This is a genomic window from Mariniflexile gromovii, assembly GCF_017814435.1.
Lineage (GTDB): Bacteria > Bacteroidota > Bacteroidia > Flavobacteriales > Flavobacteriaceae > Mariniflexile > Mariniflexile gromovii.
On sequence record NZ_JAGJCB010000012.1, the window covers coordinates 1 to 23,539 of the forward strand.

25 protein-coding genes are annotated in these 23,539 nt (G+C 34.2%); 5 read left to right on the plus strand and 20 right to left on the minus strand.

The window, feature by feature from the left end; genetic code table 11:
• Positions 1 to 317 precede the first annotated feature (317 nt).
• The 3 genes from J8H85_RS12320 to J8H85_RS12330 form a co-directional block, all read right to left on the minus strand.
• On the minus strand, positions 318 to 833 hold the full coding sequence (locus tag J8H85_RS12320; RefSeq protein ID WP_209655511.1) for a gamma carbonic anhydrase family protein: 516 nt from the start codon (positions 831 to 833) through the stop codon (positions 318 to 320).
• 133 nt (positions 834 to 966) lie between these two features.
• Complete coding sequence (locus tag J8H85_RS12325) at positions 967 to 1,701, minus strand: LytR/AlgR family response regulator transcription factor (protein WP_209655512.1); 735 nt, start codon at positions 1,699 to 1,701, stop codon at positions 967 to 969.
• Positions 1,702 to 1,901: 200 nt separating this feature from the next.
• Positions 1,902 to 4,076 (minus strand): histidine kinase, encoded by a 2,175-nt coding sequence (locus J8H85_RS12330; protein ID WP_209655513.1) that lies wholly within the window; start codon positions 4,074 to 4,076, stop codon positions 1,902 to 1,904.
• 211 nt (positions 4,077 to 4,287) lie between these two features.
• Between J8H85_RS12330 and J8H85_RS12335 the strand changes: the two genes are divergently transcribed.
• Positions 4,288 to 5,445 (plus strand): vWA domain-containing protein, encoded by a 1,158-nt coding sequence (locus J8H85_RS12335; RefSeq protein ID WP_209655514.1) that lies wholly within the window; start codon positions 4,288 to 4,290, stop codon positions 5,443 to 5,445.
• Positions 5,446 to 5,517: 72 nt separating this feature from the next.
• Here J8H85_RS12335 and J8H85_RS12340 read toward each other — a convergent pair whose 3' ends face one another.
• Positions 5,518 to 6,519, minus strand: coding sequence for a PorP/SprF family type IX secretion system membrane protein (locus J8H85_RS12340; protein ID WP_209655515.1), 1,002 nt, complete (start codon positions 6,517 to 6,519; stop codon positions 5,518 to 5,520).
• Between the two features lie 171 nt (positions 6,520 to 6,690).
• On the opposite strand from J8H85_RS12340, the gene J8H85_RS12345 reads away from it, so the two are divergent.
• From J8H85_RS12345 to J8H85_RS12360, 4 genes are all read left to right on the plus strand, one after another.
• Entirely contained in the window at positions 6,691 to 7,593 is a 903-nt protein-coding gene (locus tag J8H85_RS12345; RefSeq protein ID WP_209655516.1) for a NifU family protein, read from the plus strand.
• A gap of 48 nt (positions 7,594 to 7,641) precedes the next feature.
• Positions 7,642 to 7,842, plus strand: coding sequence for a dodecin family protein (locus J8H85_RS12350; RefSeq protein ID WP_209655517.1), 201 nt, complete (start codon positions 7,642 to 7,644; stop codon positions 7,840 to 7,842).
• A 69-nt stretch (positions 7,843 to 7,911) separates the two neighbouring features.
• Positions 7,912 to 8,256, plus strand: coding sequence for a DUF1304 domain-containing protein (locus J8H85_RS12355; protein WP_209655518.1), 345 nt, complete (start codon positions 7,912 to 7,914; stop codon positions 8,254 to 8,256).
• Between the two features lie 77 nt (positions 8,257 to 8,333).
• Entirely contained in the window at positions 8,334 to 9,149 is an 816-nt protein-coding gene (locus J8H85_RS12360) for a mechanosensitive ion channel family protein (protein ID WP_209655519.1), read from the plus strand.
• Positions 9,150 to 9,415: 266 nt separating this feature from the next.
• On the opposite strand, the gene tsaB is transcribed toward J8H85_RS12360, so the two are convergent.
• From tsaB to J8H85_RS12440, 16 genes are all read right to left on the minus strand, one after another.
• Positions 9,416 to 10,087, minus strand: a complete 672-nt coding sequence (gene tsaB / locus J8H85_RS12365; protein ID WP_209655520.1) for a tRNA (adenosine(37)-N6)-threonylcarbamoyltransferase complex dimerization subunit type 1 TsaB — start codon at positions 10,085 to 10,087, stop codon at positions 9,416 to 9,418.
• A gap of 1 nt (position 10,088) precedes the next feature.
• Positions 10,089 to 11,465, minus strand: coding sequence for a TolC family protein (locus J8H85_RS12370; protein ID WP_209655521.1), 1,377 nt, complete (start codon positions 11,463 to 11,465; stop codon positions 10,089 to 10,091).
• Entirely contained in the window at positions 11,443 to 12,567 is a 1,125-nt protein-coding gene (locus J8H85_RS12375; protein ID WP_209655522.1) for an efflux RND transporter periplasmic adaptor subunit, read from the minus strand. The genes J8H85_RS12370 and J8H85_RS12375 overlap by 23 nt, the downstream gene beginning before the upstream one ends.
• 54 nt (positions 12,568 to 12,621) lie before the next feature.
• Complete coding sequence (locus J8H85_RS12380) at positions 12,622 to 13,866, minus strand: ABC transporter permease (RefSeq protein ID WP_209655523.1); 1,245 nt, start codon at positions 13,864 to 13,866, stop codon at positions 12,622 to 12,624.
• Positions 13,867 to 13,868: 2 nt separating this feature from the next.
• Entirely contained in the window at positions 13,869 to 15,098 is a 1,230-nt protein-coding gene (locus J8H85_RS12385; RefSeq protein ID WP_209655524.1) for an ABC transporter permease, read from the minus strand.
• Positions 15,091 to 15,792 (minus strand): ABC transporter ATP-binding protein, encoded by a 702-nt coding sequence (locus tag J8H85_RS12390; RefSeq protein WP_209655525.1) that lies wholly within the window; start codon positions 15,790 to 15,792, stop codon positions 15,091 to 15,093. Before J8H85_RS12390 ends, J8H85_RS12385 begins: the two co-directional genes overlap by 8 nt.
• An 84-nt stretch (positions 15,793 to 15,876) precedes the next feature.
• The gene (locus J8H85_RS12395; RefSeq protein WP_209655526.1) at positions 15,877 to 16,095 is read right to left on the minus strand and encodes a hypothetical protein; all 219 of its coding nucleotides are present in this window, start codon (positions 16,093 to 16,095) and stop codon (positions 15,877 to 15,879) included.
• A gap of 40 nt (positions 16,096 to 16,135) precedes the next feature.
• Complete coding sequence (locus J8H85_RS12400) at positions 16,136 to 16,672, minus strand: DUF420 domain-containing protein (protein WP_209655527.1); 537 nt, start codon at positions 16,670 to 16,672, stop codon at positions 16,136 to 16,138.
• Positions 16,665 to 17,411: an SCO family protein gene (locus tag J8H85_RS12405; RefSeq protein WP_209655528.1), complete on the minus strand. Its 747-nt coding sequence runs from the start codon at positions 17,409 to 17,411 to the stop codon at positions 16,665 to 16,667. The genes J8H85_RS12400 and J8H85_RS12405 overlap by 8 nt, the downstream gene beginning before the upstream one ends.
• A 48-nt stretch (positions 17,412 to 17,459) precedes the next feature.
• Positions 17,460 to 18,176 carry a hypothetical protein gene (locus tag J8H85_RS12410; protein WP_209655529.1) on the minus strand — a complete coding sequence of 239 codons (717 nt, stop codon included), beginning with the start codon at positions 18,174 to 18,176 and terminating at the stop codon, positions 17,460 to 17,462.
• 102 nt (positions 18,177 to 18,278) lie between these two features.
• Positions 18,279 to 18,659, minus strand: coding sequence for a cytochrome C oxidase subunit IV family protein (locus J8H85_RS12415; RefSeq protein ID WP_209655530.1), 381 nt, complete (start codon positions 18,657 to 18,659; stop codon positions 18,279 to 18,281).
• A 21-nt stretch (positions 18,660 to 18,680) separates the two neighbouring features.
• Positions 18,681 to 19,661, minus strand: coding sequence for a cytochrome c oxidase subunit 3 (locus tag J8H85_RS12420; protein WP_209655531.1), 981 nt, complete (start codon positions 19,659 to 19,661; stop codon positions 18,681 to 18,683).
• Positions 19,662 to 19,707: 46 nt separating this feature from the next.
• Positions 19,708 to 20,289: a cytochrome c oxidase subunit 3 gene (locus J8H85_RS12425; protein WP_209655532.1), complete on the minus strand. Its 582-nt coding sequence runs from the start codon at positions 20,287 to 20,289 to the stop codon at positions 19,708 to 19,710.
• Position 20,290: 1 nt separating this feature from the next.
• The gene (gene cyoE, locus J8H85_RS12430; protein WP_209655533.1) at positions 20,291 to 21,184 is read right to left on the minus strand and encodes a heme o synthase; all 894 of its coding nucleotides are present in this window, start codon (positions 21,182 to 21,184) and stop codon (positions 20,291 to 20,293) included.
• Positions 21,185 to 21,564: 380 nt separating this feature from the next.
• Entirely contained in the window at positions 21,565 to 21,717 is a 153-nt protein-coding gene (locus J8H85_RS12435; protein WP_209655534.1) for a hypothetical protein, read from the minus strand.
• 330 nt (positions 21,718 to 22,047) lie between these two features.
• Positions 22,048 to 23,268, minus strand: coding sequence for a M57 family metalloprotease (locus tag J8H85_RS12440; RefSeq protein WP_209655535.1), 1,221 nt, complete (start codon positions 23,266 to 23,268; stop codon positions 22,048 to 22,050).
• Positions 23,269 to 23,539 lie beyond the last annotated feature (271 nt).

Genomic DNA, 23,539 nt, shown 5'->3' on the forward strand with positions numbered 1-23,539 from the left:
ATACCCATAAGGCCAAATCGCTCTTTTGAACGAGATTCAGGAAAATACAGAACTAGAATCAAACCTAAAATAACTAAAAACCAAAAAGATAGCATATGACATTCTCTTAACTTAATGACATTGACCGCACACTAGCGCCATGAGGCAAAAAAGGTAATAACCAACCGAACCTACCTCTGCGTGAGGGATAGCAGTGGAAAGCCCACAGCGACGTAGAAGCGAGGACTTGTAACCCTTCGACCGCGCTCAGGATAAACTAAGCCCGACCCTTGTGGTAACGCCCAAATACTTAATAGGGTTCCTTTTTGCAAAGGAATTTACTCCTTAAACCAGCTGGAATATTTTATGTAATTATTGGCTATGCGGTCTATTTGTCCGGAAATTAACTCTTGGCTAATGTCTTTTATTTTTACTGCGGGAACACCTGCATAAATACTGCCCGATTCTACCCTGGTGTTTTGGGTTACTACGGCACCTGCGGCTATAATGCTGTTGCTTTCTATTACGCAATTGTCCATAATAATGCTTCCCATGCCTACCAAAACGTTGTCGTGAATGGTGCAACCGTGCACTATGGCGTTGTGCCCAATGGATACGTTGTTGCCAATGTTGGTTGGGGCGGTTTGGTATGTGGCGTGTATAACGGCGCCGTCTTGCACGTTTACCTTGTTGCCCATTTTTATGTAGTTTACATCGCCACGAACCACGGCATTAAACCAGATACTGCATTGGGTACCTGCTACAACATCGCCCACTATGGTAGCGTTTTCGGCTATGTAACAATCGTCTGGTAATTGTGGTGATTTTCCGTTTACTGGTTTTATTATTGGCATTTTTTTAAGTTTAAAAGTTGAAAAGTTAAAAGGTTGAAGGTTTTGTCATTTCGAACGCAGTGAGAAATCGCACTAGAGACTGAACCATGAATTTTATAATGTGATTTCTCACGCGTTCGAAATGACAATGATATTATTGAAAATATGATAAAAGATCGGACTTTCTGGAAGCGGAAACCATAATTTCTTTTCCGTTGCTTAGTACCACGCTTCCGCCCTTTCCTTTTACGTACTTTACTACTTCGTTTACATTTACTAAATATGATTTATGTACTCTTGCAAAGCTACTGTCAACCAAAATATCTTCAAAATATTTTAGGGTTTTGCTCACTATTTTTTTCTTGTTGGTGTTTAAATGAATTTCGGTATAATTATCATCGGCTTTACAGAATAAAATATCGGCCGTATTGATAACTTCAAAACCATCTAATTGCGGAATGGTTATTTTTCCATTAACTGTATGGGTTTTTGGCACCAGTACTTGGTCTTGAAGTGCGTTTTCTTTGGTTTTGATTTCGGTTACATAATCCACTGCTTTAATAAGGGCGTCTATGGAAATGGGTTTCATTAAATAGTAGGAAGCATGGGCGTTTAAAGCTTCTATAGCGTAATGGTTATAGGCGGTTACAAATATGGTTTCAAAATTAATATCGCCAACCTTGTCCAATAAATCGAATGCGTTACCATAGGGCATTTCTACGTCTAGAAACACCAAGTCTAAATCGTTATTACGAATTAACACCAATGCTTCTTCTACGTTTGAAGCTTCACCAATTACCGATACATTGGGGCAATATTTTTTGAGATAATTTTTTAGAATGTCTCTACTGGTTTCTTCGTCTTCTACTATGATGGCGGTTAGTTTCATCTAAAATATTTTTTATTCTTTATTATTATTTGCGCTTCGACAGGCTCAGCGTGACACTTTTATTTCAAATTGGCTTTAGAACTAAATCAATATTCTAGTTTCCATACGTTTCTAAATTTTATGCGACCTCTCGACTGCGCTCGAGGTGACTGTAGGTTCTTATTAAAATCGTAAATCAAAAATCATTACTCGTTAATCCTTTAATCCTTTTTCAAGGTTACAACAACCTTAGTTCCGGTGTCTTCTTCATCTTGAAAATCATCAATAAACACATCTACTTTGTCTTTATACATTTCGTTTAAAATAGCCACACGTTTTTTAATATTCCCCATGCCTTTTGAGTTTTGCTTTTTCTGATGTTCGGTTTTCAAAGCTTTCGATTTTTGGCGTCCTATACCGTCATCGGTAATGGTTATTTTTATTTCATCGGGATTGCTTTGAGTAATTGCAATATCTAATTTTCCCTTTACTTTTTTATAGCGTAAACCATGCCAAACAGCATTCTCTATATAAGGTTGCAATAGCATGGGCGGAATTACAAAGTCGTTTATATGAATATTTTCATCTATAGTAATCTTATAATCGAACTTATCTTGAAACCTAAAATGTTCCAATTTGGTGTATAATTCCAAAAGCGCTATCTCTTTTTCCAAAGGAATAAAATCTTCTTCGCTATTTTCTAAAACGGCACGCATGAGCAGGGAAAAATCGGTTAAGTATTTATTGGCTGTGCGTTCATCATTGGAAGCTATAAAACTGTTTACTGAGTTTAGAGCATTAAAAATAAAATGCGGATTCATTTGGCTTCTTAAACTTTTAAGCGCCAATAAATTATTTGCCAACCGCTGTTGTTTGATGTATTTGAACATCAAAAACCCAGCAACAAGCAACAGTACAACACCACCAATTAAGGAGTAAATAATAATTTTTTGGCGTTTGGCCTGTTCTACATTAAGTTGGTATTTACTTTCAGACAGCGCCCTATCGCTCTCCAAACTTAATATCCTATTTTGTTTTGCTACAATATCCTTGCTAAACCGTGCTGCTTGCGATATTTCCTGTTCTTTTTTGGAGTATAACTTATCTACCAAATCTACATAACTTTGGTAAGCGACAAGGGCTTTATCGAACTCGCCAGCATCTCTATACACTTCTGAAAGTTTTCGGGTGGCATCTTTTTGTACAATTAAATCTTCTTTGGTGTCGGCTTCTTCAATACTTTTCTTTAAATATGGAATGGCATTCACATAATCTCTTTGAGACGCGTAAGCATTACCAATTTTATAATTTTGTTTTTGGGGCGTTAAGGCACTTTCATTGTTAAAAACAGAATCCTTTTGAATGTCCTTTATTTGTTTTAAAGCTTCTTTTCTTAGTTGAATTTCACTTGAATAATTATTGGTTTCGTTCTGAAAATCGGCGACTTTAATTTTTTCTTCCACAGCCCGTTTTTTATTTTGACTGTTAGCTAGTTTTAACGATTCATTAAAAAACCCTTCTGCTTTTTGGGTTTCCCCTTTTGCGTTGTAAACTTGGGCTATTTTTGAATTCAAATCGGTAACTTTTGGCGAAATTAAATGCTTTTTCGCCACTTTTAAACCTTCGTTGTAAGCGTTGATAGCCGCTTGATACGATTTTGTTAGCAAATGCACATCACCAAGTCCTTCGTAAAGTTCTACCAATTGCCAATTTGATAGTTCACTTTTATTAATCCCATTATAAATTTGAAGGCTTTCTTGGTAGTTCTTGTTTAGTTTATACGCCGAAGCTAACTTTAACTTAACCGTATTGGTGCTTCTATTTTGAAGACTGATTCGGTAGTTGGAAACCGCCAAATCAAACTGTTTCCAATGCAAATAAATATCGCCTAAAACCTCAAAAGCTTCGCCGTTTTCTTTTGAAGAATTACTAGCGCCCAACGCCTTTTCAATAAATTGAATGCTCTTTTTAGCATCCTTTTTTAAATGTGTCTCAGCGGAATCTATAAGCGATTTAAACAATTCAGGATTGATTCTAGAATATTTTTTCTTGGAATATTGAACCTCTGCAGCACTGGGTTGTACCTCAACTTTGATACGTTCGTTGCTTTCAATAGTATAATAAACCGTTTCAAAATCTTTGTGTTTTATGGTAAGCTCATCACCTTTTCTGGCTTCAATTCTAAAATTCCCTATGTCATCGGTTGTTGTGTAAGACCCACCATTTACTTCAATGTTTACATTCGGAATGGGGTTTTTAGTGTCACTTTCAACCACCGATCCTCGAACCGTAAATCTTGGTTGGCTATTTAAGCTTTTACTGTTCTCTTGCGCCAACAAAACGGTGGTGCACAATAAAGCACATACAAACCATATCTGTTTTAGAATCAACTTCATTATACTATTTTACAATAGCTAAACTTACGCACTTTACTTGATAAAATAAAATGAAGATTTTACAAAATGAAGTTGGTTTGATACCAAAATGATGTGTTTACGCAATTACCCGCTACAGTTACTCATCCAAAACAAGCCTTTACTCATTCTTCGTTTTTTAAGAATTATGTTGCTTTTAGATTTACGGTATGAATCAAAAAACAAAAACATCATGAAAACACATTTTAAAACACTTGTATTTGCTATGGCATTCATAGGGTTTACGGCTTGTAATGCCAATAACAAAAAGCAGCCTACTCCATACGCGCAATTAAAAACAATAAAGCACGAACCCAACAAGCAATATATTAAAGTAGCCCTTTTATTGGATACCAGCAATAGTATGGATGGTTTAATAGATCAAGCTAAAGCTCAACTTTGGGATATTGTAAACGAGCTCTCGTATGCCAAATGTGGCACGGCTAAACCCAATTTAGAAATTGCACTTTACGAATATGGTAATGATAGACTGAACAGTGCCGAAGGTTACATCCGTCAAGTTTTAGCATTTAGTAACGATTTGGATGAAATCTCCAAAGAACTGTTTTCTTTAACCACAAATGGTGGTGAGGAATATTGCGGACAAGTGATTCAAACCTCTTTAAACCAATTGAACTGGGGCAAAAATCCAGATGATTTAAAACTCATTTTTATAGCAGGAAACGAGCCTTTTACGCAAGGAAAACTAAACTATAAAGATGCTGCCGTTAATGCAAAAGAAAAAGGCATTACCATAAATACCATTTTTTGTGGCGATTACTACCAAGGCATTTCAACATCGTGGAAAGATGGTGCCACTTTAACACAGGGCGATTATATGGCAATAAACCAAAACCAAACAACCGTTCATATTGTGTCGCCTTATGATGATGAGATTCTTATTTTAAATCAGAGATTAAATAAAACCTATGTTATTTATGGCACAGCAGGTAAGCAAAAAATGGCATTACAAGCTGAACAAGATACGAATGCCGAAACCTACAGTAAAGCCAATGCCGTAAGTAGAACCGTGAGCAAAAGTTCGCACTTATATAAAAATGACACCTGGGATTTGGTAGATGCTGTTGAACTTAAAAAAGTTTCGGTGGAAGCTTTAAAAGATGAAGGGTTGCCTGAAGAATTAAAAGGAAAATCGGCAACTGAAATAAAAACCTATGTAGCAGAAAAGAAGAAAGAGCGCGAGCAAATTCAAAATAAAATTCAAGAATTGAACGAAAAGCGTAAAGTGTTTATTTCAAAACAAAAAACGGATACTAAAAATGGTTTGGAAAACGCCATGACCAATGCCATTAAAGAACAAGCAAAAAGAAAGAAATATACTTGGGAATAAAAAATTGAACCGCAAATTCGAAAATTTAAAATACTAACAATTTGCGAATTTGCGGTTAAAATTTATGATTCTTTAATTCACCGCAGGACAGTTACAATCGTAACGCACCCGTCTGCAATTAAAATTATACCCTAAAGTTAATTGATGAAAACCGCCATTGGCAAACACCACAGAATTGGATTGATAGGTGTAATTATATGCAAACATAAACTCTTTATAATTTACTCCCAAAATAGGTGTAATTTGCTGTAAACGTTGGCTATTTACTGTGGCACCTTGTGTATACTCGGCACCATCAAAACTATTTCTGTATGATAGCCCGCCCCATAAAGAACCAAAATCCATTTGTTTATAGACTTTTCCGTTCACATCAATAGAAGCTTCTTTGGTTTCATCTCTATATTGCAACATTACAGAAGGTTCATAGCTCCATTCGCTGCCATATTTACTAAATACATTTCCAACAGAAAATAAATAGCGTCTTAAATTACTTGTTATGTTTCTATCTTTATTAATACCAGCGTTTTCCAATACATTTTTAATGGTTCCATGTACATAAAAATCCAGAAAATGGTATGAAAAGCCTAAGTCTATATTAAAGTTTGTTTCGTTTTGCACAACACCATCAATAATGGGGTCTGGACCATCAAACAAAAAAGACGTTTCGTCTAATTTGTACTGAATAAATCCAGCACTTAAACCAAATGAGAGCATATTCAAATCGGTTTCACTTCTAGAAAACATTAAATGGTGTGCGTAGGTTGCATAAGCTCCTGTTTGGGAATGATACCCATTTTTATCGGTGTATAAAATACCTCCAATAGCCGATGGTGAATCTCCAATACGCCCATTCATACTCAGTGTTAAAAGTTTAGGCGCATCTTCATGTCCAAACCATTGTTGACGAGCTGTTAACCTTACTTTAGAACAATTGGCAATACCCGCCATTGATGGGTGGATTAAGTAATAATTATCGGTAAGGTAATCGGTATATATTGGCAGCCCCTCTTGCGAATATGTAATGTGAGCGCACAAAACACTTACTACTACCATGAAAATATTCTTTAACTTCATAAGTTCAATCTGGCTTGTTAAGTACTATACAAACGCCGTGGTTATTAAAAAATTACATAAAAAAATAAAGCGCAAACTCTATTCTTTCAATCTCTTAAAAAGAGGCAACAAAACTCAAATATATGGATAACTAAAGTTTTCTTTTAGTATTTTTGTAAAAAATTAGCTGAAATGAATACTTTCAAGGTTTCTGTGCAAGAAACATCAAATAACGCCATAGTTAAATTCGAAATAAACGAGTTTATTACCAAGCATCAAAGTTTTGAATTCAACAATATAGACGAGGCTAAAGCATCACCTTTAGCGCAACAATTATTTTATCTACCATTCGTAAAAAAAGTATATATCTCTGGAAATTTTATTGCTGTAGAACGCTATAATATTGTAGAATGGAGCGATGTACAAGATGAAGTAGCCGAACAAATTGAAGCCTATCTTAACGATGGCGGTGTAGTGATTGAAGAAACTGCAAAAGCAAAAAAAGTACCCGTTACGGTGTATGCCGAAAGCACGCCGAACCCATCGGTAATGAAGTTTGTTGCAAATAAAAAAATAGTAACGGCCCTTTTTGAATTTACCTCGATTGATGAAGCAAAACTATCGCCTTTAGCGACTGAGTTGTTCCATTTTCCGTTTGTGAAAAGTGTTTTTATTGATGAAAATTATGTATCCATCACTAAATACGATATGGCTGAATGGCAAGACATTACCATTGAACTTCGCGAATTCATTAGAAGTTATATTGAAAATGGAAAAGATGTGGTATTGCCCCATGCTGCCGAAACTTTAAAAAAATCAACACCTCAATTAGATTCACAATACGAAGCGTTGGATGACACTTCAAAAGAAATCATCAATATTCTTGAAGAGTATGTAAAACCCGCTGTAGCGAGTGATGGTGGCAATATTCAATTCATTTCATACGATGCCGAAAGTAAAAATGTAAGCGTAATGCTTCAAGGCGCTTGTAGTGGTTGCCCATCTTCAACGTATACTTTAAAAAGTGGCATTGAAAACATGCTAAAGGAAATGCTTCCTGGCAAAGTAGAAATGGTTGAAGCTATAAATGGCTAATTGCATTAATTTTCTTAACTTTAGGTTTTCACTTAAATTATTAAAATTATGTCTGTATTAAAAGTTATCGAGATTTTATCCAACTCCGATAAAAGTTGGGAAGATGCTACCAGAAAAGCAGTAAAACATGCTTCAAAAAGCGTTAAAAATATCCGTTCTGTTTACGTACAAGACCAAAGTGCCAGCGTAAAAGATGGTGAAGTAACCGAATTTAGAGTAAACTTAAAAATTACTTTTGAAGTAAATTAAATTTAGAAAAGCTAAGCGTTCTAAAACAGAGCGCTTAATTCTAATACATCTTTTTAAAACACACCTTATATGACCGTTATTTTAATAGCCATTGTTGCGTTACTGCATTTCTATTTTCTAGTTTTAGAAATGTTTTTATGGAACACACCAAAAGGCATTAAAATATTTGGTTTAAAATCTAAACAATTTGCCGACGACACCAAGGTATTAGCGGCAAACCAAGGCTTATATAATGGTTTTTTAGCCGCGGGCTTAGTCTTTTCAATTATTCAAAAAGACATGCAAATGGCTGCTTTTTTTCTTATTTGTGTGACCATTGCTGGTATTTATGGGTCTTACTCCACAAAGCAAATAAAATTATTTTACATACAGGCAGTTCCTGCCATAATAGCTTTAATTAGTTGTTTTATTTAAAACTTAACTATTAGTTTACTTCTATTTGCTTCAAAAATTTTACATTTTGAATATTAAATAAATTACAAATAAAAATTATGAATTTAGAAAACATTGACACTACCTATTGGATTGCTTTAATAACAGAATACGGTTTAAAAATAATTGGCGCCATTGCCATATGGGTTATTGGTTCGTGGATTATTAAAAAAATACTGAAGGCTACTAGAAAAATAATGACCAAAAGCAATTATGAGGAAAGCCTTCAAAAATTTCTAATAAACCTGCTTAGTTGGACATTAAAAATATTACTCATAATAACGCTTTTAGGTACTTTAGGCGTACCAACCACATCATTTGCCGCTGTTATTGCCGCCGCAGGTTTAGCCATTGGTTTGGCACTTCAAGGATCGCTTGGAAATTTTGCGGGAGGTGTATTAATTATGATTTTTAAGCCTTTTAAAATTGGCGATTTAATTGAAGCTCAAGGTGAAATTGGTGTAGTAAAACAAATCGAAATTTTTACAACAAAGCTAACTGGCCTTTCAAATAAAGAAATTATTATTCCTAATGGTGCGCTGTCTAATGGCAACATTATCAATTATACTACCGAAGGTACAAGACGTGTGGATTTGGTTTTTGGCGTAGGTTATGATTCTGATATTAAAAAAACCAAAGAAGTTTTAATGAATGTAATTACTTCACACCCAAAAGTTATTGATACACCAGCTCCAACAGTAAATGTTTTGGAATTGGCAGATAGTTCGGTAAATTTTGCCGTAAGACCTTGGTGTAACGCTGCTGATTATTGGGCAGTTTACTTTGAAGTTACCGAAAACACCAAAATAGCGCTTGATGCTGCGGGTATTGAAATTCCGTACCCACATCAAGTTGAAATTCAGAAAAAAGGATAAATTTAATTAACCAAATTTCTTGAATTATTTAAAAAGAAAAAGACCTGTTAGCTTTAAAACTAACAGGTCTTTTTCTATCTGCTTATCCTTAATCAATCATGAATCATTGTCCTCGAGCATAGCCGAAAACAAAGCTTGTTTTAGTTGAAGGTAGCTCGCAAAGCGAATCGAGAGGTTATTAAACTTAATAAATTCAAAATGAGGTCTCGACTGCGCTCGACCTGACATAGAGATTTTTATTATGATTGATTACGACATTAAATTTTTTATTTTGAACTTTTTAAAGCCACAAAATCTTTTAAATAATAAGGTTCAAAATAAGCGACATCTTCAAAGTCGCCATTTTTATACTTATCAAATGCCAACATGCCCATTTGGCTGGCAGAAGGCAATTTATTTTCAACAAAAACAGCATTTTCATGCTTAATCAAGCCTTTTGTTTTTTCAACACCATTCCCAACAAAATAGACTTTTCCTTTAGCTAAATAATCTGCAAAAGCATTTTCATCTAAAATTTGCGCTTCGGTTTCTTTTATTCTATTGTAATTTGAATCGAAAATAGCTGCATACACTTCCAAACGTCTGGCATCTAACATGGTTACTATAACACCATCATTGGCATCAACTTGATGCGCCAACGCTTCTAAAGTAGGTACTGAAATCAAAGGTTTATCTAAAGCGAAACAAAGTCCTTTTGCCGCTGAAACCCCGATGCGCAAACCTGTATAAGAACCTGGACCTTTGCTAATGGCTATGGCATCCAAATCTTTTGAAGCAAGACCTGCTTCTTTTAAAACAGCATTTATAAACACATGCAAACTTTCGGCATGCGAATAGTTTTTGCTGTTATCTTCCTTTAAAACAATTGTTTTTCCTGCTTTTGAAATGGCTACCGAACAATTGGTTGTTGCGGTTTCTATACTTAAAATTACTGACACATTAATTAGTTAAAGGTTTTCCCATGTAAAAGTCTAAAACTTTTGTCTTAAAAACAAAATCATACTTCGCATTTATTAAAGATGCCTGTGCATTTATTAAACGCACACGTGCTTGGTCTAGCTCAAAAGAGGTCATTACCCCAATATTAAAGCGTTCTTGTGAATTTTCAAATGATAATTCCTGTGCCACCAATGATTTTTTTGCAGCTTCAAAAGCCTTAAATGCCGATTTAGCATCGGTAAACGCACGCTGGATATTCGATTCCAAATTTAATTTTGCCTGCTCTAAACCTAGTTTACTGTTTTCCTCTTGTATTATAGATTTGGCTAGAGCTGTTTTATTTTGAAATCTAGAAAATATGGGAATATTTACATTCAAATTAAAGCTGTGGGATTTTTGATTATTCAACTGGTCTAAAAAAGCCGCTTCATTTTGAGTTAAATTTGTATAAAAAGCATTGGTATTAAAACCGTATCCTAACGACACACTTGGTAAAAATCCGCTTTTAGAAATTTCAGTACTTAATTCCGCATTTTTAATATTTTTTTCGGCTATTTTAATCTCATTTCTATTTTCAAAAGCAAAATTTAAAATAGGTGTTATATTGTTATATAATAATGTTTCCGATGGACTTTCAATATTGATTATTTCCACATCAAACCCCTCAAAAGGCACTTGAAGTAATTGTGACAAGGTTAATAATGCCAAGGTTACGTTATTTTCGGCAAGGGTTACGCTTTGCGCATCGGCACTTAAGGTAGCTTCTACATCATAAATATTGGCTCTAGGTTGTACGCCTGCATCAACCAAACTTTTTACCTGTTGCAATTGTTTGTCGCTAAAGTTATATTGTGCTTTTGAGGTGGCTAAGTTTTCTTTATTGAACAGTACATTCAAATAAGCATTCACCACATTTAAAGAAATATCATCTTTAATTCTATCCAACTCCAACTGGCTGGTTTCTAAATTTAATTTCGATTGTTTATAAAGATTTGTTAATCGAAAACCATTAAACACGGTTTGGCTTGCACCAACTCCGAAACTTGTACTGTTAGAGGTTCTGTCTACAATTACTTGAGTTTCTCCAATATCTATCCTTTGTGTACCTATTCCAAGATTATGGCTCGCACTGGCACTTACACCTGGCAAAAAATTGCCTCTTGCCACTATAATATTCTGCTCATTAGTAAGCAATACGTTTTCACCTTGTTTTACTGTAATATTATTTTCTAATGCATGATTTACACATTCTTCCAAAGTCCATTTTTTGGTTTGTGAAAAGGATATTGCACACACAAAAAAGGCTAGAACAACAAAAATTTGCTTCATTTTAAATGTTTTAAAATCTATCATTTTATCTTCTTTGTCTATCTTCATCTTCATTGTCTTTTGATGCCTTGTTCCAAACTTTTATTTTATCGCCTTTCTTAACACCTTCCGTAATTTCTACGTTTATACCATCGGAAATACCCAAAGTTACATCTTGTTTTTTGTACTTGCCCTCGCTTTCCAATACTTCAACAAAAGGTTTTTCGGTAATTCTGTTGTACTGTAATAAGGCTTCCCTTATGGCCAAAACACTGTCTTTACTTTCTATATCAATTTCGGCATTGGCACTGTAGCCTGCTCTTACATTTGTTGTGTTATCAAGCTTTACATTTGCTTTAACGGTGAATTGAACAGCGCCATTTTCTTCAACACCTCGAGGTGCAACAAAAGTTAATGTTGCTGGAAATTCTTTTTCATTGATGGCTCCTAAAATAACTTTAATCTCTTTACCTTCTTTCAATTTGCCTACTTCAGCTTCATCTACTTTACCTTCAAAAATCATGAAACTCATATCGGCAATAATGGCTATGGTGGTTCCTGCATTAAAGTTGTTACTTTGGATTACTTGGTCGCCTTCACGCACTGGAATTTCTAAAATGGTACCCGCAATTTGTGCTATAATATTGGTATTTGCTGAACTTCCGCCAGAAATAGAACCTCGTTTTATAATTTGATAATCGTTTTGTGCTTGCGATAATGTTTCTTTGGCTTGATTGAATGCCAATTCGCTATTCTCAAAATCTTGTTTTGAAATCACGCCTTTTTCAAAAAGAGATTTATTTCTTTCATACAAAACCTTCGCATTATCAAAAGACAACTTGGTTGAAGCTATCCTACTGCTAGCACCTACCAAACTTTGTTCGTTTGGTACCACTCTAATTTTTGCAATTAAATCACCTTTCTTTACAATATCACCTTCTTCAACAAGAATTTCGTCTATAATACCAGGGATTTGAGGTTTTAATTCAATTTCCTCTTCAGGATTTAATTTACCTGTTGCTACTGCTTTCGTATTAATGGATGTATAAAAAGGTTCTTCAACTTTAAAATCTTCAATACCCTTAGAATTGGCGTCTTTAAAATACTTTAATACAAACGCTAATAGTATGATAACTACTAATACTAAAATGATTTTTACTGTTTTATTCATTTTCTATTTTGGAATTTAGTTTTTTTATTTTTTTGGAATTTGCTACATAGTAGCCTATTCTTCTCTTAATGCTTCTATGGGTTTGATACTTGTGGCTTTAAATGCCGGAATTAACCCAATCAGGGTGCCTAATATTACTAATATAATAAGGGCTATAAATACGACTGCTATCGATACAGATGCGTTTACTATTACCGCATCGGTACCTTGCCCGAAAGCTGCATCCAATCCTATTAAAATCCAACCGCCAGTAATGATTCCGAAAATACCTGCCACCATGGTTAAGAACACCGCTTCCAACACAATTTGACGTTTAATTTCAAAAGGTGTTGCCCCTAAAGCACGACGTATGCCTATTTCTTTGGTACGTTCCCTTACGGTAATCAACAATATATTTCCAATAGCAAAAACACCTGCTATTAATGTTGCAATGCCAACAAACCATGTTAAAAACTGCATACCTATTAAAAAGCCTGTTACTTTTTTAAATTCTTTGCCTACGTTAACACTTCCAAAAGCGCGCGTATCTTCTGGATGAATATTATTCAAATTTTTAAGCAACAGCTTAACATCTTCTTCTATCTGTTTAATATCATATTCTGGCTTTCCGGTTATCATCATCCAACCTATTCGATCGCCTCTATTATATATTTGCTGAAAAGTTGTAAATGGAATGTGAATATCTGTTGAAGGTCCCATATTTATGTTTCCTACTTCAAAAATACCTACTACAATAAAATTGATGCCGTTGATGTCGATATATTTCCCTATGGCATCTTCGTCCTTTTCAAACAGCTGTTTATAGGTGTCTTCTGAAATAACTGCTATTTTTTTATTTTCATCAATATCATTTTGATTGATGAAACGACCATGTATGAGCTTTTTCTTTTGCAATTGGTCTAACAACGGATAATCGCCCGCCATTTGAAAACTACCCGTAAGAAAGTTTCTGGTAACACTGGTACCTTGTTGGCTTCTTGGAAGCACAAACTCGATACCTTCTACATTTTCTTCTACTTTTTTAGCATCGGTTAGAGATAGTCTTACTTGCTTTCCTTCCTGAAATCCCTTAAATGGTTTGCTGGTACTTTGACCCCAAACAAATACGCTATTGGTGGCAAAACTTCCAAACAATCTGTTAAATGAATTTTCTAAACCCCGTGCAGAACCCAATAAGCCAATAAGCAACAAAATACCCCACCAAACGCCCACCATGGTAAGGATAGACCTTAGTTTGTTTTTACTAAAGCTATCAAAAACTTCTTGCCACGTATCGCTTTCAAATAAAAATTTAAACATGTTTAGTCGTTTCTTAGTGCTACAATGGGTTTTATTTTAGAAGCTCTTTTTGCTGGAAAATAGCCTGCGATGGCCCCTGCTGCTATTAAAGTTAAGGTGGCTCCTATTACCAAACCGTTACTTACACCTGGGTCTTTAATAAAATAATCTTTTAAAACTGGTGTCACAAGTTCTATAACCCCAACTCCGATTAATAACCCAACATAGCCTGCAATGGCTGTGATAAGAATAGATTCTATTAAAATAATAGAAACAATGGATCTTGGTGTAGCACCCAAAGCTTTACGAATACCTATTTCTTTGGTACGTTCTTTAACTATAAAAATCATGATGTTACTTACCCCAACAACGCCGGCTATTAAAGTTCCGAAACCGATAACCAAAATAATAACGGTTAAACCAAATGTCATTTGGCTAACGGCTTTAGTACCTTCTGCCATGTTGCGAACTCTTACAGCACGTTGGTCGCTACTGGCCACTGAAAATCGGTCTTTAAGTTTTTTGGTTAGTAATGAACTAAAAGCCAGAGCTTCATCATAATTCATTTCGGGGTTGTAGGTCAGGTTTATTTGATCGATATAATCGTGTTTACCGTAAACTTGTTGCGCCGTGGTTACGGGCATGTACATAATACGTTCCTCGTTATCGCCACCATCATCGGTAAAAATGCCCACCACTTTATAAGGTATGCTACTAAGGTTTATATATTTACCTAAAGCGGTGGTTTTTAAAAACAAATCTTCTTCAATTTTTCTGCCAATAACAACTACTTTGGTTCTGTTTTGTAAATCATTTTGATTAATGTATCGTCCTTCAATGACATTGGTTTTTTCTAAATATTGATGATCTGGGTGCACACCACGCAAACTATAACTGTTTTGTTCCCCTCTAAAAGAAGCTTGTATATTGTTATAAATACGTGCTGTAATATATTCTACTTTGTTGCCAAATTCGTCTTTTATATAATCGTAATCTTCGTTTTTAAATTGAATTTGTCTTCCAGACTGCAAGCCCTTATTGGCTTTGGTAGTCCTACCGGAATTTATGAAGATTGAATTGGTAGCATCATCAACAAAGGCTTCTGCAAAGGTGTTTTGTAAGCCGTTTGCAATACCAAATAGAATGGTAAATAACAATATGGCAAATGCCACTGTAAACCCAGAAAGCAAACTCCGGGTTCGGTTTTTATTGATACTTTGAAATATTTCTCGCCAAAGATCTAAATCAAACATATTGCTCTGCTCTTACTTGGGTTACTTTTACGTCTTCTAATATGATACCATCTCGTAAGCGGACAATACGTTTACACATATTGGCAATATCTTCTTCGTGCGTTACCATTAAAATGGTTTTACCTTCATCATTTAATTGCTGAATAAACGCCATAATTTCATGCGAAGTGGACGTATCTAATGCTCCTGTTGGCTCATCGGCCAATAATAATTTAGGATTTGCCGCCAAAGCACGTGCTATGGCTACACGTTGGTTTTGACCACCTGATAATTCTTTAGGCAAGTGGGTAGCCCAATTTGCTAAACCTACTTTTTCCAAATGAAACATAGCCAATTCTTGACGTTCTTTACGTTTCATCCCTTGGTAGTATAAAGGTAACGCTACATTTTCAAGCGCATTTTTGTAGTTTATAAGGTTAAATGATTGAAAAATGAATCCTAAAAACTTGTTCCTGTAAACAGCGGCTTTCTTTTCCGTAAGGTCTTTAATTGGTAAGCCATCTAAAATATACTCTCCTGAATCGGCTTCATCTAACATACCAATAATATTCAGTAATGTAGATTTACCCGAACCCGAAGAGCCCATAATGGCAACCATTTCACCTTCTTCAACAGAAAGATCGATACCTTTTAAAACATGTAAACTGGAATCTCCTATAGGATAGGACTTGTGTAATTGACGTATTTCTAACATTCTTTTGATTGATTAAGTAAGAAGCTCTAAGATAAGACTATCAATACAAAGAAATGTTACATATTACAGACTAAAAACTTTTTATTACTTTTTTAACGTCTTGTATTTCTTATAGATAAAGTAACCCAAACCTCCCACCAGAATATAAGGAATTGCCATTAAATATACAATACCATCGTTGATGCCTTCGGCTGCAGTTTGTGTTTCTTCACTTTCCAATACCGCTCTACACATGGCGCATTGGGCATTACTTTTCAAAAAAAAGAAAAGAGAAAAGAGAAGAAAGATGATTTTAGTTTTCATGGTGTAATCTTAAAATTCCAAACTGCGCTCAAACAGACATTTATACATAATATGGTGAAATCATAATATAAACTATAACACCTGTTACCGCTACATACAACCACAATGGGAATGTAATTTTAGCTATTTTTTTATGCTTTTCTATGTTGTTGGTGATGGCCCTAACATACGTAATTAGCACAAACGGAATCACAGCAATAGACAATAGAATATGTGTTATTAAGATGAAATAATACACATATTTAATAGCGCCTTCACCACCAAACTTTGTGGAATCGCTCGTCATGTGGTAAGCTACATACATAACTAAAAACGCTGCGGAACACCATATGGCGGTTGTCATTAAATTCTCATGAAGCACAATATTTTTATTTTTAATGGCTATGAAGGCAATTACCAAAATAACCGCCGTTAGCCCATTTATAGTAGCATAAATAGGAGGTAAAAAAGATAAAGGCTCCACATTGGGTATTCTAACACCAAATAAAATGGCTACTGCTATAGGTATTACAACAGATAATATAATAATTAACTTATTGTATTTTTTATCGTCTAAAACTTCGTTTGAATTATTCATTTAATAACTTTTTAATGTCTTCTTTTAATGCGCTAATTTCTTCGGGGGCACCATCGTCATCAACTTTTTCAGATTCTGAAACGATGCCTTTGTAATAAATAATAGGGTTTCCAAATTCGTCTTTTCTAGAGCGAATGAATCCGTTTTTATCTATTAAAGCGAAATTTCCAGAGTGTTCAAAACCACCCACCGCATCTTCTTCCTGTGCTGTGTACAAATTAAATCCTTCGTTTGAAAGTTTATAAATGGCCTCCTTATCGCCGGTCATTAAATGCCAATTTGGGTTGGTTACACCATATTGGGTTGCATATGCCTTAAGTATTTCGGGCGTATCATAATCGGGGTTTATAGTGAACGATGCCACACCAAAATTTTCAAAACCTTTAAATGTATTTTGAATTTGAATAAGGTTTGCATTCATTCTTGGGCAAATGGTGGGACAGGTTGTAAAGAAAAATTCAATCACATACACTTTACCTTCATAATCTTTATTAGAAATGGTTTCCCCATCTTGATTTATGAAAGAAAACGGCGGCACTTTTTTTGCTTCACCATTAATTTCTATAAAAGCCAAATCGGAAAGTTTTGTTTTGCTCCCTTTTGAAAAATCGCTTCTGCTCTCATTTCTAGTAACATCATCATTGGAAATTCTATCTACAATTTTCGGAATAAAAATAATACCGAAAACCAGAATCACAAATGCAATACCTATATATGAATAATTCGTTTTTTTGCTCATTTTTATAAATATTAAAAGGTTTAGACTGCGCTCAACCTAACAACCTTATTAATTTGTAGTTTCTTTTAAATCGTTTGCTCTTCTTGTAGAAGAATCAAATTCTCCTTTTCTTATTTGCCTGTATTCGGTAAATAAAATACGTAAATCGTCACTCATTTTATTCTTTATTTCGGCCACTTCAATACAGTTATACGAATTCAACCTATAAGCAGGTGCTTTTTTCGCGATTTCATTATCCGTTCTATCATCCAATCTGCCTCTTTGGTTTAAATCCTTATCAACAACAAACACCTCGTTCGTTTCTAAATTGTTGTTTAAACCTGTTTTGCTTTTTAAACTATTGAACACGGTTTTAATAGCATCGGGTTCACCAAAAACAAAGTGCCAAAACCTTAAATCTTCGTATCCACTAATTTCAGATTTTAACTTTTCAACCTCCGTTTCTGTTCCGTTTGGAACCAAAATAACGACTTGAAATTTTTTAAAACCTTTGAATTTATCATAAACCAATTCCTTTAAATTGGAAGCCATAATACTGTTACTTATAGGGTTTGTCCCTAAAAAACCGAGTACCGTAATATGGTCTTTTAAAACAATTTTTTCTTCAGTATTTGAATTAAATTGATTGATTTCTAAAACCGACTGGTTCACGATATCAAGCGGCGTATAGTTATGTGTTGCCGGGTATAAGAACAGTAAAAAAGTAACAGGAAGAAAGAACAAAACCCCTAAAATTAAATACCGACCTGCTTTTTTATAGTTCATTAAAAACCTGTTTTCAAATTAATGTGCAAAAATAAAAAAAGGCGGTTTAAAAACCGCCTTTATATATCTATTTAACACTTAATGCTAATTTATTCTAATTCCTTAAAAATCTCTTTTTATAAAGCCATCATCATATACTCTAAAAACGTAACCGCCTTCTTGTAATAAGATAAATATTAAATAAAGAATTAAGAAAATTGTTGTCCAAACCACGGCGCGTCTTAAACCTTTAGTTTCATCGCGCATGTGCATAAAATCCCAAGTAATGTAATAAGCTTTTACCAAAGTTAGTATAATGAATATCCAGTTAAGACCTTTCATGCCTAAAACATGCTTCATTAAAGATTCTGGCTTATAGATACCCAATACAACCTCAACCGCTGTTACAATGGTTAAAAAGACCAAAACTCCCCAAATTTTTTGAGTATTGGATTTAAACTTAACTAAACCTCTAAATATTTCTAATTTATGTGCGTGTGCCATTTTAAACTAATATTTTACTTATTAAACTAGGTAGAAGAATGTAAATACAAATACCCAAACTAAATCTACAAAGTGCCAGTACAACCCAACTTTTTCAACCATTTCGTAGCTTTTACGTCTTTCGTAAGTTCCTAATACCACGTTGAAGAAAATAATGATATTGATAACAACTCCTGAAAATACGTGGAAACCGTGAAACCCTGTAATGAAGAAAAAGAAATCGGCAAATAACGGCGAACCATATTCGTTCACATGTAAATTAGCACCTTCAACTACTAATTTACCGTTGTTTTTCAACTGTTTTAATGATTCTTCTCTAGATAAAACCGTTTTATGTCCGTGTTCATCCAACAACTGTGTTCTAACTAAAATATTTTCGTGTTTCTCTAAACCGTGAACAACTTCTTCAACCGTATAAGGAGGCAAGGTACCTTCTTCAACAAACCAAATACCATTTTTACGCTCTTGTTGTACGCGCTCATGCTCACCAGCTACCACAAAATCCCTTAATGCTACACGATGCCCATCGGTATCAACAAATTGAAGAATGTTTCCTCCTTTTGTTTGTACAGCACCAAAATCGCCTTTTATAAAGGTTGCCCATTCCCAAGCCTGAGACCCTACGAATATGATACCACCAATAATGGTTAGGAACATATATAAAGTTACTTTAGCTTTGTTTAAATGATGACCAGCATCTACCGCCAATACCATGGTTACAGACGACATGATAAGTACAAACGTCATAAACGCTACGTAAATCATCGGTAATTCTTGCCCATGTAAAAACGGTACGTGTGTAAATACCTCATCGGCAATTGGCCATGCATCAATAAATTTAAATCTTGAAAATCCGTAGGCAGCTAAAAACCCCGAAAAGGTTAATGCATCTGAAACGATGAAAAACCACATCATCATTTTACCATAACTTGCTTTTAAAGGTTCGTTACCTCCTCCCCAAGTTTTAACTTCTGTTCCAGTGTTCGCAACTGTAGTACTCATATATGTTGGTTGTTTTTTAAAAGTTGGACAAAAATAATCAATTTATTTATCTTATAAAATATAAAAATAAAAAGAGATACACCCATAGTATATCAATAAAATGCCAAAAGGTGGCTGCAAGTTCAAAACCAAGCATTTTTGTTGGTTTATACTTTTGTTTAAAATGATTATAAATTACAACCAATAAGCAAATAAGCCCTACAACCACGTGCAAAATGTGCACAATGGCTATTAAATAGATGTAAGACATGGTAACATTACTTGTTGGACCGGTAAAATTATAACCTAAATCAATAATTTGTTGGAAACCCGAAAATTGATAAAAAATAAAAACCACACCCAAAATAAGTGTGATGAACAACCAAAGCATGGTAGCCTTATTGTTGCTGTTTTTTAAAGACTTTTTAGCTAAAATAAAAGACACGCTGCTTAACATAATAATTACAGTGCTAATTATAAAAGCATTTGGCAATTGAAAATCTTTCAACCAATCGGGTCTAGAACTACTTACCACAAAAGCGCTGGTCCATCCTGCAAACGACATGATAAGCGATATAATACCAAACCAAAGCATCATTTTTTTTGCTCTGCTATTTTTTTCTTCTAAAGTACCTTGTGTTAAATCCATATTATCGTATAAATTTATCTATAACATATACTATTTGCACCAACGAAATGTAAGACACGCTTACCAACATAAGCTGTTTTGCCGCTTTTTCGGTCATGATCTTAAACAAACGGATGGCGTAGTACAGCATCCATAATCCTAAAGCAAACACTATAATGGCCGAAACTATGGATAGTTGTAAGCGTCCCGTAAACCCAAAAACCGGAATAATGGATACCAAAACCGTCCAAATGGTGTACATAATGGTTTGTACCGCAGTGCCTTTATCTTGTTTACCTGTTGGCAACATAAAGAAACCTCCTTTTTTATAATCTTCAAACAAAAACCAGCCTATGGCCCAAAAATGCGGAAACTGCCAAAAAAACTGCAAAGCGAATAAGGTCCCTGGCTCAATACCAAAATCGTCGGTAGCCGCAACCCAACCCAACATAAACGGAATAGCACCCGGAATGGCACCCACAAAAACCGCCAAAGGTGTTTTGGTTTTTAAAGGCGTATAAACGCAGGTATATAAAAATATGGATATAGCACCAAACATAGCCGTTTGCTTGTTTATGGTGTACAGAATAATTACACCCAACAGTGTAAAAACGGATGCAATTATAAACGCCGTGGTAACACTCATACGTCCCGAAGGAATGGGCCTGTTTTTGGTTCTATCCATTAAGGCATCCAAATCTTTTTCAATAATTTGATTGAACGCGTTAGAGGCGCCCACCATAAAATAGCCACCAAATGCCAGTAAAACCAAGGTTTTAAAATCAACCGTTTCAACCCCTAGCAAATAACCTGCAAGCGACGAAAACACCACGCTTAATGCCAATCGCATTTTAGTGATTTCCTTAAAATCTGATATAACAGAAGGCCCTGTTACTAAAGTTTTTGATTTGCCCAATAGTAAATTTACTTAACCGCTTTCAATAGCGAGTGCAAAGATACTTTATTAAAGCATTTTGAGCAATGCTTTTTATTGGTAATTTATTTTGGGAAATCTGTTGGAATTTTTTGGGCGTGTCCCTCCCGATGGCTATCAGGACGGGTCGGGCTATTCGTTACAATCTTTTTAAAACGTCATTGCGAGGACGAAGGACGAAGCAATCTGTCAAATTTCAGTTCTTGCCAAAATTTGGTTTATCATGTTTTAAAAAGGATTTCCACTGCTATCCCTCACGCGGGCATGTTTGCATTGTTTAGTGTAAATACAAAGTTGTTTACAAATCAGTTTGTGTTCTAAAAATGCTTCGTTTAACTGTGCGATAGCATGGTTAGTCCAAATTATCTTTTTCCCCACTGTTTTATCATTGTATTCACTTCTTCATGGGTATGATAATTTCCTACTTCAATATCAGCAATAGAATCGTCAATTTCTTTGTTGTATTTTTCCATACTAATACGCTCAAATGACACTTCTCTTCTATATTTCAGCATATTTTAATAATATTGTTTAAGGTTTACTGGCTTGTTCAAAAAAATTCCCACTAAGAACACGAATAAGAAGAGTTTGGCGGTAGCTGTGAATTATTCAAAATATACTATCTTGAAACATCATTAAAAACACATCCTTTTACAGAAACCTTTTTAACATAAGGTTTATTATCAAAAAGTTCATTTTTTTTGAATATCAAAATATGTTAAAGTTTCACCAATATGTTACGCATGTTTTATAATATCCGTTTTTTTTTTGATATAAATAGTAAATTAAATAATTAAACACCCCTACTATTCGATTAGTAAGGGGTTTTGTTTGATTTTTTAATTTTATAAATCACTTACTAGCTTGAATTTACCTTTTTTCAAAATGGTATATGTTGCACTATTATATGAATTACCGTTAATATCTATCACTTCCAAATATATATCGAAATAAGAGTTCACACCACTAGAATAGAACGTATCTGGCACTGCAACAAATACACCTGTTGATCCAATCACAACTGGAGATCCAGCACTATTTACTTTTTTATACCACCATTTATATTGTTGAACATTAGGCACATTTCCATTGTAAGTCCACGAAACACTATTGTATGATCCCATATATGTAGTACCTGATATATTTACTGTTGGTAGTGGTGGAGCAGGAAACAAATAATTTAGGGCAATTTTATCATAATTATCAAATTCACCTGTTGCTGTTGATGAATCAAAACAACTAAGCATTATTGAATTAGGATCAAAGCCAGTTGGTGTACCAGGAATATGATTTGCTCCATTTGCATTTGGAAAATCAACAGGATTAACAGGCTCGGAAACATTATAACCACAACTTTCTCTACTAAACCAATCTGTATGTCGTAAACCTAACGAATGTCCGATTTCATGTGTCCAAATGTGTTTTAAAACTTGAGAACTATATCCTATACTTCCAGAAAACATTCTTACTAATGATCCAGGATTTCCACTAAATGGGAAATCTGCTCTACCCCCTGGTTGTGTTTCAAAAATTTCAATTGCATTTATATCCTTTGAATTATCTTGAGGTCCAAAAGTTAATATAAATTCAAGTCCAATATTTAAATCATTATAATTTTGTACCGCATCAATAAGGGCTATTCGCGCATCATATGGAAGAACTCCAACACCTTGATTAACTCCCCTAATATTAATAATTTTATTATTATCAACTACATTATTTGAACTATAATGATTTGTTTTGGAATTTGGAGAATACTTATCTGATTTTTTTGAATCTATCATTTTATCTACTTGAGCATAATTTATCATGATATCCCCTTCTACTATATAATATTTCTCAGTAGTCTGTTCGTTATTCTTAAGACCAACTAATCTTAGCCCAGATGGATTAAAATCAAGTTTTTTCATCTTAAGCACATCATTTTCTGTAATCTCATACTCATTAAAATCATCAAGCAATTCATCTCCAATATTTGGATTATCTTTTTCACAATTAGTGAATGTCAACAGAATTCCAGTAAGTAAAATTACAATTTTTGAATAAGTTCTAAAATAAGTTTCCATGAGTATATATAATTTAAAGGTTAATAATTCATATATTAAAAATGAGAGAACTTTATGTTATAAATGTAATAAGAAAATTAAAAAAACCTACATGATAAACAAGAAAAAACAGATGTTTTATTTAAAAATAAAAAAATATAATGTGGAAAACCCGTAAAATAATTGTTTTTTAGAATTATTATATTTAAACAATAGAGGTATTTAATCGACCTTAACGAAATCTTTTATTAATTCTTAAGTTAGTGACCTTTTATATTAAAACGTCATCCTA

What these genes read in the sequence shown, in the direction of transcription:
- J8H85_RS12320 (WP_209655511.1), bottom strand. Translation starts at nt 833, where the DNA reads ATGCCAATAATAAAACCAGTAAACGGAAAATCACCACAATTACCAGAC.
- J8H85_RS12325 (WP_209655512.1), bottom strand. Translation starts at nt 1,701, where the DNA reads ATGAAACTAACCGCCATCATAGTAGAAGACGAAGAAACCAGTAGAGAC.
- J8H85_RS12330 (WP_209655513.1), bottom strand. Translation starts at nt 4,076, where the DNA reads ATGAAGTTGATTCTAAAACAGATATGGTTTGTATGTGCTTTATTGTGC.
- J8H85_RS12335 (WP_209655514.1), top strand. Translation starts at nt 4,288, where the DNA reads ATGAAAACACATTTTAAAACACTTGTATTTGCTATGGCATTCATAGGG.
- J8H85_RS12340 (WP_209655515.1), bottom strand. Translation starts at nt 6,519, where the DNA reads ATGAAGTTAAAGAATATTTTCATGGTAGTAGTAAGTGTTTTGTGCGCT.
- J8H85_RS12345 (WP_209655516.1), top strand. Translation starts at nt 6,691, where the DNA reads ATGAATACTTTCAAGGTTTCTGTGCAAGAAACATCAAATAACGCCATA.
- J8H85_RS12350 (WP_209655517.1), top strand. Translation starts at nt 7,642, where the DNA reads ATGTCTGTATTAAAAGTTATCGAGATTTTATCCAACTCCGATAAAAGT.
- J8H85_RS12355 (WP_209655518.1), top strand. Translation starts at nt 7,912, where the DNA reads ATGACCGTTATTTTAATAGCCATTGTTGCGTTACTGCATTTCTATTTT.
- J8H85_RS12360 (WP_209655519.1), top strand. Translation starts at nt 8,334, where the DNA reads ATGAATTTAGAAAACATTGACACTACCTATTGGATTGCTTTAATAACA.
- J8H85_RS12370 (WP_209655521.1), bottom strand. Translation starts at nt 11,465, where the DNA reads ATGAAGATAGACAAAGAAGATAAAATGATAGATTTTAAAACATTTAAA.
- J8H85_RS12375 (WP_209655522.1), bottom strand. Translation starts at nt 12,567, where the DNA reads ATGAATAAAACAGTAAAAATCATTTTAGTATTAGTAGTTATCATACTA.
- J8H85_RS12380 (WP_209655523.1), bottom strand. Translation starts at nt 13,866, where the DNA reads ATGTTTAAATTTTTATTTGAAAGCGATACGTGGCAAGAAGTTTTTGAT.
- J8H85_RS12385 (WP_209655524.1), bottom strand. Translation starts at nt 15,098, where the DNA reads ATGTTTGATTTAGATCTTTGGCGAGAAATATTTCAAAGTATCAATAAA.
- J8H85_RS12390 (WP_209655525.1), bottom strand. Translation starts at nt 15,792, where the DNA reads ATGTTAGAAATACGTCAATTACACAAGTCCTATCCTATAGGAGATTCC.
- J8H85_RS12395 (WP_209655526.1), bottom strand. Translation starts at nt 16,095, where the DNA reads ATGAAAACTAAAATCATCTTTCTTCTCTTTTCTCTTTTCTTTTTTTTG.
- J8H85_RS12400 (WP_209655527.1), bottom strand. Translation starts at nt 16,672, where the DNA reads ATGAATAATTCAAACGAAGTTTTAGACGATAAAAAATACAATAAGTTA.
- J8H85_RS12405 (WP_209655528.1), bottom strand. Translation starts at nt 17,411, where the DNA reads ATGAGCAAAAAAACGAATTATTCATATATAGGTATTGCATTTGTGATT.
- J8H85_RS12410 (WP_209655529.1), bottom strand. Translation starts at nt 18,176, where the DNA reads ATGAACTATAAAAAAGCAGGTCGGTATTTAATTTTAGGGGTTTTGTTC.
- J8H85_RS12415 (WP_209655530.1), bottom strand. Translation starts at nt 18,659, where the DNA reads ATGGCACACGCACATAAATTAGAAATATTTAGAGGTTTAGTTAAGTTT.
- J8H85_RS12420 (WP_209655531.1), bottom strand. Translation starts at nt 19,661, where the DNA reads ATGAGTACTACAGTTGCGAACACTGGAACAGAAGTTAAAACTTGGGGA.
- J8H85_RS12425 (WP_209655532.1), bottom strand. Translation starts at nt 20,289, where the DNA reads ATGGATTTAACACAAGGTACTTTAGAAGAAAAAAATAGCAGAGCAAAA.
- J8H85_RS12435 (WP_209655534.1), bottom strand. Translation starts at nt 21,717, where the DNA reads ATGCTGAAATATAGAAGAGAAGTGTCATTTGAGCGTATTAGTATGGAA.
- J8H85_RS12440 (WP_209655535.1), bottom strand. Translation starts at nt 23,268, where the DNA reads ATGGAAACTTATTTTAGAACTTATTCAAAAATTGTAATTTTACTTACT.